This window comes from Tabrizicola sp. (assembly GCF_031377265.1).
In the GTDB taxonomy this organism is placed as follows: Bacteria; Pseudomonadota; Alphaproteobacteria; order Rhodobacterales; family Rhodobacteraceae; genus JAUYQR01.
Map to the genome: position 1 here is coordinate 1 of NZ_JANMET010000056.1, position 12,418 is coordinate 12,418.

Here is a 12,418-nt window from a genome sequence, read left to right on the forward strand (position 1 = left end):
GAATACCGCTTCCTCAGCCCGTCCTTCCTCGTTCACCCGAAGACCCGGCAAATCGTCAAGCTGAAGGGCGCGGGCCTTGTCCACAACCCGAACCTGCACCTCACCGCCCTCGCAAGTCAGGAAGCCGACATGATCCCCCAAAAGACCGCACAGAAGCCCGGTGAAGGCGACACGATGGCCCCTGCCGCCTTCGCGGCGATGATTGCCGAGCTGCTTGGCCTGCCGCCTGAGACGCCGCCGAAAGAGCTCTTCGCCAAGCTGAAGGCCAAGGTGGGCGCTGATCCGGACCCGGCGAAGTTCGTCCCGGTGGCCACGGTGCAGGCGATGCTGTCCGACCGCAACCTTTCCCTCGCCACGGCGTCCGAAGAACGGGCCGGGCAGAAGGTGGAAGAGGCACTGCGCAGCGGTCATCTGTCCCCGGCAATGAAGGACTGGGCGACGGCGCTTTGCATGGCCAACGAGGCCGGCTTTGACGGCTTCGTCGCCAGTTCCGTCCCCCAGTTCGCCCACATCTTCAAGGTCACGCACACGGCGGGCACCCCGCCCGGCACCCGGCGCGACGCCGAGGGCGGCGAGCTTGCCGACGCAATCTGTTCGCAGCTGGGCCTCAAGCCCGGCTCGCTGACCGAGTAGGGAGCCCACTGCAGCACGATCCCCGCCGCCACCCTCGCTTACCCCGTGCCCGTCCGGTTCCTGGCAGACGGGCGGGCGCGGGTCGCTTTCGATATCCGAGGAAACCCCCAATCAATGATGCTGCCCGCCCATCCCATGCCACGCCCGACCGCCCAGGTCGCGCCGTTCTTTGACATGCTGGGCGCAGAGCTTACGGTGCAGTTCCTCTTGCAGTTCGGCGGCGCGGAGCTCTACCTCTCCGCCGATCCGAAAGGGCGCAGCGCGGTTGAAGCCCTGATCGGCCCGGATTGCCTGAAGGCGCTCGCCACGTCCGACCACCGCGCCCTGCAAAAGCGCGTGCCCCTGGCCAAGCCATGGCTCGCTGCGATGCTGCACTGGCAGGGCCATTCCACCGCCCACATCGCCCGCACCCTTCGCGCGACAGACGTGACGGTGCGGGGCTGGGTGAAAGGCAAAGCGCGATGATCACGTTCGAGATTATCCTGGACACGATCACGCCCGGCCTGACCCGGTTGTCGGAGTCGTTGGACGACCCGACGCCGCTTATGGCCGACCTCGCACACTACATGCTCAACGAGACAAAACAGAATTTTGCCCAGCAGCGCGGGCCGGACGGGAACGTCTGGGCTCCCAAATCGCCTGTGACCATCGCAAACTACAACCGGCAAGGTTTGAGCGGGAGAGAGATTCTTGTGAAGGAAGGCACACTTAAAGAAACCCCTGCCGTTGCGTGGGGCCCATTCTTCGCGGAGGTGTTCGTAGCGCCCCTGCCCTATGCCGCCATGATGCAATTCGGCGGCACGAAGGGTCAGTTTCCGAACCTCTGGGGTGACATTCCCGCGCGCCCCTACATTGGCTTTGCCCAAGAGCAAGAGGATACGATCCTGGAGATTGTGACCGAGTGGTTAGCGGGAATAGTTGAATGACCGCTCATGCCCAGATCGACCCCGCGACAATCCGCACTGCCATCGACCAGGCGCGCGATTCCGCCCGCCAGATCGGTGACCTGCAAGCCGCCAACGCCCGCACGATCCGGACCCTTGAAATGGCCCTTAACCAGTCGATCAAAGGGGTGTTGAACACCCCTTCACGGTTATGTCTGCGGTCGCCGAACACCGCCGCCTGCACCGGTCCGGCCAGCCGTCCCGCATAGCGTCCGACCCTGAATTGCAAGCCTCCATCCGCGCCCGGATTGACACGATGACCTTCGCCGATATCATCACTGCGATGGCCGCTGCCTTCCCCAAAGAACGCCACACAAGCATGTCTGCCCTCAGCCGATGGTGGTCAACCCGGCGCGACAGCGGCCAGCGCCAATCGCAGGATATCAGGTGATCCTAGATGATCCCGCTTCAAACCTTCTGACATCGGTTACTCAGACCATGTGACACCACACACCAATGCGTGGTCAAAGTTTAACAAAGCCTGAATGATCCATCGTAACTCATTGATTATAAATGCCCAGAAATTTGTCCACGCGTGGACATATCAATCCCTCGGTGCCGCAGCCCGCCGCAGCCGATCATTGATCGCCCGCCCCAGCCCCGTCTCCGGGATTGGCGCGAAGGCGATCCGCCCCCCCGGCCCGGCCAGGCGGTCCGCCTCGCGCAGGGCCTGAAACAGACCCGCCGCCGCCTCGACCAGATCACCCGTGGAGGACAGGTTGAGCGTACCCCGGACCGGTCCGAAACCCACCAGCACCTCCCCCGCCTCAGCCTCGGCCGCGTTCAGTCGAACCCCGGCCAGCGGCGCATAATGCGAGGCGAGCTGCCCCGGTGCGCTAGGTTTCTGCCCGTCCCCGCCCAGTGCCAGAGGCCGGCCGCATGCAGCCTCCAACGCCTCGGCTGGAAGACCGCCGGGGCGCAGCAGCGTCGGCTCCGGATCCAACGCAAGGATGGTGGATTCCACCCCCACCGTACAGGGCCCGCCATCCAGCACTGCCGCAATCCGGCCCGCAAGCCCATCGATCACATGCTCTGCCCGCGTAGGTGAAACCCGACCTGACAGATTGGCTGAAGGCGCCGCCAGAGGGCCGCCGAACGCCGCAAGCAACGCTTGGGCAAGCGGATGGGCGGGCACCCGGACGGCCACCGTACCCAGACCCGCCGTCACCAATGGCGACAAGGACGACCCCTCCCGGACAGGCAGCACCAACGTCAGGGGGCCGGGCCAGAACGCCAAAGCCAGGGCGCGGGCCTGGTCGGAGAAGACGCAAACATCCTCGGCAGCGGCAAGATCCACGACGTGGACGATCAACGGGTTGAAGCGCGGGCGCCCTTTGGCCGCAAAAATGCTTGCAACTGCAAGATCGGACCGCGCGTCCCCGCCAAGCCCGTAGACCGTTTCCGTGGGAAAAGCGACCAGCTGCCCGCCCCGCAAAAGCTCGGCAGCACGCGCAATGCCAGTTGCTGTCGGTTCAAGGGTTTCGGTCATCCGATTTGTGACGTAGCGTCCGGCTTGTAGGGTGAAAATGGTAAGGTAGCCTGCATTCGGGGTGTCCTTACGCGACAGCCCCACATTTGCCAAGGCGACACCGCCGGAGAGACGACAATGCCCTATCGCGCGCCCTTGAAGGACCACCGCTTTATTCTGGACCACGTTGTCAACTTTGATCAGGTCGCAGCGACGCCGCAGTTCGCCGAAGCCACCCCTGACATGATCGAGGCAATACTGACCGAAGCCGCACGGATCAGCACCGAAGTCCTCGCCCCGTTGAACCGGGTTGGCGACAAGGACCCGACGCGGTTGGAGAATGGTCGCGTGGTCACCCCCCCCGGCTACGACGCGGGCTATCGGGCGATCGCCACGGGCGGCTGGGTGGGAATGGCCGCAGACCCAGCTTATGGTGGCCTTGGCCTGCCAATTTCGCTGACCGTGGCGGTGGACGACATGATGTCGGGGGCTTGCCTTGCCCTGCATGTGAAACCTCTGCTTAGCAAAGGGCAGATCGAGGCGCTGGAGCACCACGCCGGCGACGAAATGAAGGCATTGTATTTGCCAAAACTGATTTCCGGCGAATGGTCGGGCACAATGAACCTGACCGAGCCACATGCTGGCACGGATGTGGGCGCGCTGCGCACCAAGGCGGAACCAAATGGCGACGGCAGCTATGCCATCACCGGGCAGAAGATCTTTATCAGCTGGGGCGACAGCGACCTTACGACCAACATCTGCCATCTGGTTTTGGCGCGGCTGCCCGACGGGGTTGAGGGGACCAAGGGCATCAGTCTGTTCATGGTGCCAAAGTTCCTGCCCGATCCGGCGGGAAACCCCGGGCTGCGCAATACGCTGAAAGTCGTCAGTCTGGAGCACAAACTTGGCCTGCATGGCAGCCCGACCTGCGTGATGCAGTTTGACGGGGCCACCGGCTGGCTGGTTGGTGCACCGCACAAGGGAATGGCCGCGATGTTCACGATGATGAACAATGCCCGGCTCAGCGTTGCCGCGCAGGGCGTGGGTGTGGCCGAGGCGGCGCTGCAACATGCGCTGGCCTATGCAATGGACCGCCGCCAAGGCCCGACCCCGGTTCCCGGATACGGCGCAATCATCGACCACGCAGACGTACGCCGGATGTTGGCCACGATGCGCGCCGAGGTTTTTGCCGCGCGGTCCATCACCTTGTTCTGCGCGGTTGCGATGGACATGGCCACTGCCACCACTGACCCCGACTGGGCCGCGCGCGCAGCGTTCCTCACGCCGATCGCCAAGGCCTTTGGCACCGACATCGGCTGTGAGGTGGCGCAGCAAGGGGTGCAAATCCATGGCGGCGTGGGTTTTGTCGAAGAAACCGGCGCCGCGCAATTCCTGCGCGACGTTCGGATCACGCCGATCTACGAAGGCACCAACGGCATTCAAGCGATGGATCTGGTGGCCCGCAAGATGGCCGATGGCGGCGACGCGGCGTTCCGGCTGATTGATGAGGTCCAGCAGGGCGCCGAAGCCGCGCGCGACGCGATGCCAGACCTTGCAAGCAACGTCTGGACCGCGGCCGAGGCATTGCGAGACGCGACCGAAGCCCTGCTTGCGCAACCGTTGAACGACCGCTTCGCCGGGGCCGTGCCATACCTTCGCGCCTTTGCCCTTGTGCTGGGCAGCCATGCGCATCTGAAGGCTGCCATGGTTGATCCGGCGCGCCTGGCTTTGACGCGGGTGATGATCATGCGGCTGCTGCCAGCGCATATCGGGCTGTTGGCGCAAACCCGCGAGGGGGCTGCCGGACTTTATTCCGTGTCGGCGGACGACCTGGCTGCATGACAGATGGCGTCCGCTTTCCCCATGCCACCCCGCCTGACGAAGGCGAAGCAATAGAGGTTGCAGAAGGTGTGCTCTGGCTGCGTCTGCCGCTGCCGATGGCGCTGGACCATGTGAACATCTACGCGCTGGACGATGGCACCGGCTGGACAATCGTCGATACCGGTCTGTCAACGCGCAAATCCAAAGCCATCTGGGCGCGGCTGCTGATTGGCCCACTTGCCGGCCGGCCGGTGCATCGGGTTATCCTGACCCACCATCACCCTGATCACGTCGGGCTTGCCGGCTGGTTTCAGGCGCAGGGGGCTGAGCTTTTGGCCACGCGCACCGCGTGGCTTTATGCCCGGATGCTGACCCTCGACGTGCAGGACCGGCCATCGCCGCCGTCGATGGAGTTCTATCGCCGGGCCGGAGTTGGCACCGCCGATCTGGCCCGCAGGGAGGCCGAGCGCCCGTTCAACTTTTCCGACGTGGTAGACCCGATGCCGGTTGGCTTTACCCGGTTGCAAGAAGGCCAGCAGTTGCGCGCTGCGGGGCGGGACTGGACCGTCCGCATAGGGCACGGCCACGCGCCGGACCATGCGACACTGTGGTCGGGTGACGGGCTGGTTCTGGGGGGCGATCAGCTATTGCCTGGCATTTCCGCCAACATTGGCGTCTATCCGACGGAACCTGACGCCGATCCGCTTGCCGAATGGCTGCAAAGCTGCCGTCTGTTTCAGGCCTATGCGCATCAGGACCAGTTGATCCTGCCAGGGCACAAGTTGCCCTTTACCGGCCTGCCATTCCGGTTGGTACAGATGATCGAAAACCATGATGCCGCCCTTTTGCGCCTGCATGACCATCTGGCAACGCCACGGACTGCGGTTCAGTGTTTTGCGCCGCTGTTCAAGCGGGACATCGGGACTGCGGAACACGGATTGGCGCTGGTCGAGGCGGTGGCGCATCTGAACTGCCTCTTGCGCCGTGGCGCGGTTTCCCGTTCCCTTGGTTCAGATGGTGCCTGGTTGTGGGAAAGGCTGTGATTGATGGCAAAAGCGTCTGCATCGGCACCCGCTACAAAGGCAAAGGCCAAGGTGGCGGCCAAACCGAAAAGCCCTGCCGAATGGGCCTATGACCGTCTGATCCTGTATATCCGCAATTTTGAAAGCCAGCTGGACGCCACCCATGAGATTGCGATGGGCTTTGCCGGGGACGAGGCGGGCGTGCTGCGGATCGAAGGCCTAGGCTTTTTCGAGCCGGACATCGTGACCTTCTATGGCCGTGACGAAGATGGCGCAAAGACCCAGCTCATCCAGCATTTCAGCCAGCTTTCGGTGACCCTTCGTGCAGTGCCAAAGTCGGTCTCCGCCGAAGAACCGCCCCGCCGCATCGGGTTTCATCTGGCGCCAGGGTGGGTTGGCGGCGATTCCGGCGATGCTTCGGCGTGATTGTCGCATGAGGCATCGCGCTGTCCCGCGTGACAGGCCCCGGTGAATCAGCTATGCGCAACCAAAGACCGACCAAAAAGAGGACACGGACACATGGCCGATCACAAGCAAGACGATCACGAACATGGCACGATGGATATCCGTGCCCACGAAAAGACATTTGACGGGTTCATTCGCCTGTCCACTTGGGTTGCTGCAATTGCAATCCTGATTCTGATTTTTGCCGGCCTGGTCAACGGCTGACTTTTTAGCAAACCCGGAGGTTTGGATGCTGCGTTTTGCGCTTTGCCTTGTGGCCCTGATGGGCCTGTCTTCCTGCGGCGCCGTATCAGTTTACGCCCCCGACGATCAGGTAGAGGCAGCGCGGTTCGTGGCCGGACCGCCGACCTACATCACGCTTTACACGGTGATCAACAACAACTCCGGCTCGGGCGCGCATTCGGCCATTCTGGTCAACGCGTCCGAGCGGGTGATCTTCGACCCGGCCGGAACCTGGCACCACCCCCGCTTGCCGGAACGCAACGATGTGCACTTCGGAATGAGCGACAAGATGATCGCCTTCTACGTGGATTACCACGCGCGCGTGACGTTTCGCGTGATCGAACAGAAGGTCCTGGTGTCGCCTGAGATTGCCGAACTCGTCTTGCAGCGCGTGAAAGATTATGGCGCGGTGCCGAAAGCAATGTGCACCAATGCAACCTCTACCATTCTGCGCGGCGTGCCCGGCTTTGAAAGCCTGCCGTCGACGTGGTATCCAAAGAAACTGTCGGATGCGTTTGGTCTGCTGCCCGGCGTGACCACCCGCACCATCACCGACGATGATGACGACAGCAATCATGGTGTGCTTTTGGTGCAGGCAAATGGCGACCCGCTGGAATAAGGGCCTGGCGGAGGATCAGTGATCGACCTCGGGCGGCATTGAAAAGGGTTCTGTCATGCGCATCCTCGGTGTTGTTCTTGCGGGGGGCGGGGCCCGGCGGATGGGCGGGGTGGACAAGGCCTTTGTCCGATTGAACGGGACAGCTCTGATCGAACATGTTCTGGCCCGACTGGCACCGCAAGTCAGCAGCATTGCAATTTCTGCAAACGGTAATCTACAACGATTTCGAGATATTGGCTGCGATGTACTGCCGGATTCCGTGCCGCTTGGGCCGCTGTCAGGCATCTTGTCCGCACTGGACTGGGCGGCGGCACATGGCGCTGCGGCGGTGGTTTCCGCCCCGGTGGACGCGCCGTTTCTTCCGGCTGATCTTGCGGCAAGGCTCGCACTTGCTGCGGGGTCTGGCGTAGCAGTTGCCCGGTGCGACGGGCGGGATCATCCGGTGTTCGGCCTGTGGCCAGTTGCGCTGGCCGAAGACCTGCGCCGGTTTCTGGCCTCGGGTGAAAAGCCGAAAGTGACCACTTTTGCCGACCGACATCAGGCCATCCGGGCCGATTTTCCCGACGCTGGGGCATTTCTCAACCTGAATTCGCCAGAAGATCTGGCCCATGCCGAAGCCTTGATCCGGGGGGCAGCATGAAGGTGTTCGGGGTGATCGGCTGGAAAAACTCTGGCAAGACCAGCTTGATGGAACGTCTGGTCGCCGAAATCACGGCGCGCGGATACACCGTTTCGACCGTCAAGCACGTGCATCATGCGGTCGACCTTGACCAGCCTGGCAAGGACAGTTTCCGCCACCGCGCGGCCGGTGCGCGTGAGGTGGTGCTTGCCTCGGCCGATCGGTTTGCACTGATGGTTGAACATCGCGGACCCGAGCCGGAATTACCTGCCATACTCGCCCGCCTCGCGCCGGTCGATCTGGTGCTGGTCGAAGGCTACAAGCGCGACGCCCACCCGAAAGTGGAGGTGTGGCGCGCAGAAACCGGGCAGGCAATGATCCAACCCGCCGATCCCTTGGTGCGGGCGGTGGTGACGGATGCGGCAGTGACTGGCCTTTCGGTGCCAGTGCTTGATCTGAACGAGACCTCGGCGGTGGCCGATTTCATCCTTGCCGAGGTCGGACTTGCAGCCCTTTGACCGAGTTATCGTGGTGGATTGGTCGGCTGCGGGCACGCCGTCGCCAGCCAGACCCTCGGCTGACGCGATCTGGATCGGTGAGGCTTCGGCCAGTGGAGAGGCGGTCACCTACCACCGCACCCGCCATGCTGCCGAAGCGGCATTGCATGTGCATCTGGCCAAAGGTGACAGGCTGCTGATCGGGTTCGATTTCCCGATGGGCTATCCGCAAGGGTTTGCCGCACGCTTGACCGGGCAAGCCAAGGCCAGTGCAGTGCGCGAATGGTTGGCCGATGCAATTGAAGACGGGGCGGACAATCGCAACAACCGGTTCGCCGTGGCAGCACGAATGAATCGGATGATCGGCGGCAACGGCCCGTTCTGGGGATGCCCGTCAACCTGCGTTGAACCCGGGCTTTCCCCCCGCAAGACCGCCCGCTACGACGCGCTTGGCCTGGCGGAACGGCGGGTGGTGGAGACCGTCGTCCCGCGCGCCCAGCCGGTGTGGAAGCTGTTCACCACCGGTTCGGTCGGATCGCAATCCTTGATGGGGCTGCCGGTGGTGCATCGACTTGGGTTGCCGGTGTGGCCCTTCGATCCTCCCGCCCCGGTGATGGTGGCGGAAATCTACCCTTCGCTTCTGGCCGGGGCGGTCACGCGGGAAGGCGGGATCAAGGATGCAGCGCAGGTTCGGCTTCTGGCCCGCGCGCTTTGGCGATTGTCGCGGGGCGGACAGTTGGTGGGACTGTTCGAAGTGCCGGACGTCGCCCGCGAGGAAGGCTGGATCCTTGGTGCCGGGCACGCGCCACTGTTGACCGAGGCGCTGGCATGGGCGTGAGCGTTCTCAAGGGTTTGCCGGAGCCACTGCGCCAACAGGCCGCGAGGTTGTATTGGATTGCGTTCGGCGAAAAGCTTGGGCGGGTGTTGGGCCCCGACCAGAAGGCGCTGGCTTTCTTCGTGCGCGTGATCCGCGCCGATCATTGCGTTGTGGCGGTGGATGCGGCTGGCGCGCTGCTGGGCCTGGGTGGGTTCAAAAGCCCTGAGGCCAGTTTTGCCGGCGGATCGTGGGCTGATCTGAAGGCCATCTACGGGAATTGGGGCGGGCTTTGGCGTGGCTGGGTCCTATGGGCGCTGAACCGCGAGGTGGACAATGATCGCTTTCTGCTGGATGGCATTTGCGTAGCCCCGAGTGCCCGCGGGCAAGGCGTGGGTACGGCATTGCTGGCGGCGCTGTATCAAGAGGCGCGCTTGCGTGGCTATCAATCGGTCAGGCTTGATGTCGTTGACACCAACCAGCGCGCCCGCGCCCTGTACGAACGGGAGGGATTTATCGCCACCCGGACGGATCAATTAGGCCCCCTGAAGTACATCTTCGGCTTTGCCTCTTCGACAACAATGGTCCGACCACTCTTGCCAACGCCGGGCTGAGGCGATTTGAATGCTGCCTTCTCTTGCCCCGGGTGTCATCGCCTGTCAGAATATGATCAAATCTTACCTTCGGAGGCTGCCATGCTTACAAAGCGCGACTTCTATATCAACGGGGCCTGGGTGGCACCTGCAGCCCCGCGCGACTGTGCGGTGATTGATCCATCGACCGAGGACACCTGCGCCATCATTTCGCTTGGGGATCAGGCGGATACCGACGCCGCTGTTGCCGCAGCCAAGGCAGCTTTGCCGGGCTGGGCGGCCACGCCACCTGCAATGAGGCGGGCCTATGTGGCAGGAATCCTTGCCCAATATGAAGCGCGGGCGGAAGAGATGGCGCATGCCATCAGCCTTGAAATGGGCGCGCCCATCGACATGAGTCGGGACGATCAGGCCCCTTGCCTGCCCTGGCATCTGCAGAACTTCCTGACTGCGTTTGATCAGATCGAATGGGTCCGCCCGCTGGGGCCGCACGCCCCGAACGACCGGATCGCGCTTGAACCTATTGGCGTCGTCGGGCTGATCACGCCATGGAACTGGCCGATGAACCAAGTGACGCTGAAGGTGATTCCGGCTTTGCTGGCAGGCTGCACCTGCGTACTGAAACCATCCGAGGAATCGCCGCTGTCGTCGCTGCTGTTCGCCGAGTTCTGCCATGATGCGGGGGTTCCCGCGGGTGTGTTCAATTTGTTGAACGGCGACGGGCCCGGGGTCGGCAGCCAGCTTTCGGCGCATCCCGACGTCGAGATGATCTCGTTCACCGGCAGCACACGCGCGGGCCGGGCGATCTCGGTCACTGCCGCCCAGACACTGAAACGCGTCACCCTGGAACTGGGTGGAAAGGGGGCGAACCTGATCTTCGCCGATGCCGATGAACGTGCGGTGGAACGCGGTGTGCGGCACATGATGAACAACTCCGGCCAATCCTGCAACGCGCCAAGCCGGATGCTGGTCGAGCGTTCGGCCTATGACCGGGCGGTGGAAATTGCGGCGGCGGTGGCCTCGTCGATCAAGGTCGCGTCGGCCCATGAGCCGGGCGCCCATATCGGGCCGGTGGTGAACAAGCGGCAGTGGGAGCAGATCCAGGGCTATATTCAGAAGGGCATCGATGAAGGCGCGCGTCTGGTGGCCGGGGGTCTCGGTCTGCCGGAAGGCGTGAACAAGGGCTTCTACGTTCGCCCGACGGTTTTCGCCGATGTGGTGCCGGGCATGACCATTGAAAAGGAAGAGATTTTCGGCCCCGTCCTGGCGATCATCCCGTTCGACACCGAGGCCGAGGCGGTGGCGATTGCCAACAACACCCCCTACGGATTGACCAACTATGTCCAGTCGCAGGATGGCGCGCGGCGTAACCGGCTGGCGCGGGTTCTGAAATCCGGGATGGTCGAGATGAACGGCAAATCGCGCGGCGCGGGGGCGCCGTTCGGCGGCGTCAAGGCCTCAGGCCGGGCGCGCGAGGGCGGGCATTGGGGGATTGAGGAATTCCTTGAGGTCAAGGCGATCTCTGGTTGGGATTCCACCGCTGAAATCGCCGCAGAATAGAGACTGGCGTTTTCTGACCTGCAACCGTCGCCCTCCTTGCTATCGCAGGGAGGGTGGTAGGGCTTAGGCTGGTCCCGCAAACGCGAGGACCACCATGACCCAACATCGGCACCTGATGTCTCCGCTACAGCTGCGTGGCGCAACCTTGCGCAACCGGATCGTGTTCGGGGCGCATACCGCAAACATGTCGGATCAGGGGCTGCCTGGACCGCGTTTTGGCAAATACCTGCTGGAGCGCGCGTTGGGCGGGGCGGCGATGATCGTGGCCGAGCCAGTGCCGGTGCACCGGACGGGCGTGCTGACGCGGGGCAACTTTCTGCACTCCGATGATGCGGTGATTCCGGCGTTTCGGACGATCACCGAAGACGTGCGCGCGGCGGGGGCAGTGATCCTTCAGCAGTTGTATCACATTGGCGCACATGGAGATTCTGACCTGAGCTTTGCGCCGCATTGGTCGCCATCAGGGGGGCCGTCCTACCACGACAGCGATGGAAGCCACGCAATGACCGAGGCCGAGATCGAGGAGGTGCTTGCCGCGCATGTGGCGGCGGCGGTCAGGGCCAAGGCGGCGGGGTTTCAGGGGGTGGAGGTCTGGGCTGCCTATCATTCGCTGCTGGATCAGTTCTGGACGCCGTGGTCGAACAAACGGCAGGACCGCTGGGGCGGGTCGCTGGAGAACCGTACCCGGTTTTCGCGCGAACTGATCGAGAGGGTGCGGCGCGCCTGCGGCGAAGGGTTCATCGTGGGGCTGGCGGTCAGCTATTCAACCAGCTACGACGTGACGCTTTCGGCGGAATCCTTGTGTGAAATCATCGATCTGCATGACCGGACAGGACATGTAGACTACGTCACCGCAGGCTCCGGCAGCTATCTGGAGTTCGAGGCGATCATCCCGCCATTTACCCATGCGGAAAAGCTGACGACACCCCTGACAGCGCAACTGAAAGCGCTTGTAAAACATGCGGTTGTCACGTCGGAGGCGGGGGTGCGGACGCCAGAGAATGGCGAGGCGATCATTGCCAGCGGCGAGGCGGATCTGGTGTCGATCGTGCGGGGGCAGATTGCCGATCCGCATCTGGCGCGGAAGGTGGCCGAGGGGCGGGCGGAGGATGTACGGGGGTGTATTTCGTGCAACCAGATG

The 12,418-nt window shown here is 63.3% G+C and carries 15 protein-coding genes and 1 pseudogene; 15 read left to right on the forward strand and 1 reads right to left on the reverse strand.

The annotated features are described in order from the left end of the window. From RMO18_RS03165 to RMO18_RS03180, 4 genes are all read left to right on the forward strand, one after another. The coding region (locus RMO18_RS03165; protein ID WP_309663875.1) for a phage protease at positions 1–633 on the forward strand (633 nt) is incomplete at its 5' end. 135 nt (positions 634–768) lie between these two features. Next, on the forward strand, positions 769–1,098 hold the full coding sequence (locus RMO18_RS03170) for a helix-turn-helix domain-containing protein (protein ID WP_309663876.1): 330 nt from the start codon (positions 769–771) through the stop codon (positions 1,096–1,098). Continuing rightward, positions 1,095–1,559: a phage virion morphogenesis protein gene (locus RMO18_RS03175; RefSeq protein WP_309663877.1), complete on the forward strand. Its 465-nt coding sequence runs from the start codon at positions 1,095–1,097 to the stop codon at positions 1,557–1,559. The genes RMO18_RS03170 and RMO18_RS03175 overlap by 4 nt, the downstream gene beginning before the upstream one ends. Then, entirely contained in the window at positions 1,556–1,786 is a 231-nt protein-coding gene (locus tag RMO18_RS03180; RefSeq protein ID WP_309663878.1) for a hypothetical protein, read from the forward strand. The genes RMO18_RS03175 and RMO18_RS03180 overlap by 4 nt, the downstream gene beginning before the upstream one ends. A gap of 335 nt (positions 1,787–2,121) precedes the next feature. On the opposite strand, the gene RMO18_RS03185 is transcribed toward RMO18_RS03180, so the two are convergent. Continuing rightward, positions 2,122–3,066 carry an L-threonylcarbamoyladenylate synthase gene (locus tag RMO18_RS03185; protein WP_309663879.1) on the reverse strand — a complete coding sequence of 315 codons (945 nt, stop codon included), beginning with the start codon at positions 3,064–3,066 and terminating at the stop codon, positions 2,122–2,124. A gap of 117 nt (positions 3,067–3,183) precedes the next feature. Here RMO18_RS03185 and RMO18_RS03190 point away from each other — a divergent pair, with 117 nt between their 5' ends. The 11 genes and pseudogenes from RMO18_RS03190 to RMO18_RS03240 all read left to right on the forward strand — a co-directional run. Further along, positions 3,184–4,887, forward strand: a complete 1,704-nt coding sequence (locus RMO18_RS03190) for an acyl-CoA dehydrogenase (RefSeq protein ID WP_309663880.1) — start codon at positions 3,184–3,186, stop codon at positions 4,885–4,887. Further along, entirely contained in the window at positions 4,884–5,909 is a 1,026-nt protein-coding gene (locus RMO18_RS03195) for an MBL fold metallo-hydrolase (protein WP_309663881.1), read from the forward strand. Before RMO18_RS03190 ends, RMO18_RS03195 begins: the two co-directional genes overlap by 4 nt. A gap of 3 nt (positions 5,910–5,912) precedes the next feature. Next, the gene (locus RMO18_RS03200; RefSeq protein WP_309663882.1) at positions 5,913–6,314 is read left to right on the forward strand and encodes a DUF6173 family protein; all 402 of its coding nucleotides are present in this window, start codon (positions 5,913–5,915) and stop codon (positions 6,312–6,314) included. 93 nt (positions 6,315–6,407) lie between these two features. Beyond that, positions 6,408–6,557, forward strand: a complete 150-nt coding sequence (locus RMO18_RS03205) for an aa3-type cytochrome c oxidase subunit IV (protein ID WP_309663883.1) — start codon at positions 6,408–6,410, stop codon at positions 6,555–6,557. Between the two features lie 28 nt (positions 6,558–6,585). Further along, on the forward strand, positions 6,586–7,194 hold the full coding sequence (locus RMO18_RS03210; protein ID WP_405053994.1) for a hypothetical protein: 609 nt from the start codon (positions 6,586–6,588) through the stop codon (positions 7,192–7,194). A gap of 55 nt (positions 7,195–7,249) precedes the next feature. Next, positions 7,250–7,834, forward strand: a complete 585-nt coding sequence (gene mobA / locus RMO18_RS03215; protein ID WP_309663885.1) for a molybdenum cofactor guanylyltransferase MobA — start codon at positions 7,250–7,252, stop codon at positions 7,832–7,834. Next, positions 7,831–8,331 (forward strand): molybdopterin-guanine dinucleotide biosynthesis protein B, encoded by a 501-nt coding sequence (mobB, locus tag RMO18_RS03220; protein ID WP_309663886.1) that lies wholly within the window; start codon positions 7,831–7,833, stop codon positions 8,329–8,331. Before mobA ends, mobB begins: the two co-directional genes overlap by 4 nt. Next, entirely contained in the window at positions 8,318–9,148 is an 831-nt protein-coding gene (locus RMO18_RS03225; RefSeq protein ID WP_309663887.1) for a molybdopterin guanine dinucleotide synthesis, read from the forward strand. Before mobB ends, RMO18_RS03225 begins: the two co-directional genes overlap by 14 nt. Continuing rightward, positions 9,139–9,738 carry a GNAT family N-acetyltransferase gene (locus RMO18_RS03230; protein ID WP_309663888.1) on the forward strand — a complete coding sequence of 200 codons (600 nt, stop codon included), beginning with the start codon at positions 9,139–9,141 and terminating at the stop codon, positions 9,736–9,738. The genes RMO18_RS03225 and RMO18_RS03230 overlap by 10 nt, the downstream gene beginning before the upstream one ends. Before the next feature lie 81 nt (positions 9,739–9,819). Further along, entirely contained in the window at positions 9,820–11,277 is a 1,458-nt protein-coding gene (locus RMO18_RS03235; RefSeq protein ID WP_309663889.1) for an aldehyde dehydrogenase family protein, read from the forward strand. A 115-nt stretch (positions 11,278–11,392) separates the two neighbouring features. Then, positions 11,393–12,418, forward strand: a pseudogene (locus tag RMO18_RS03240) (oxidoreductase); the annotation flags it as partial.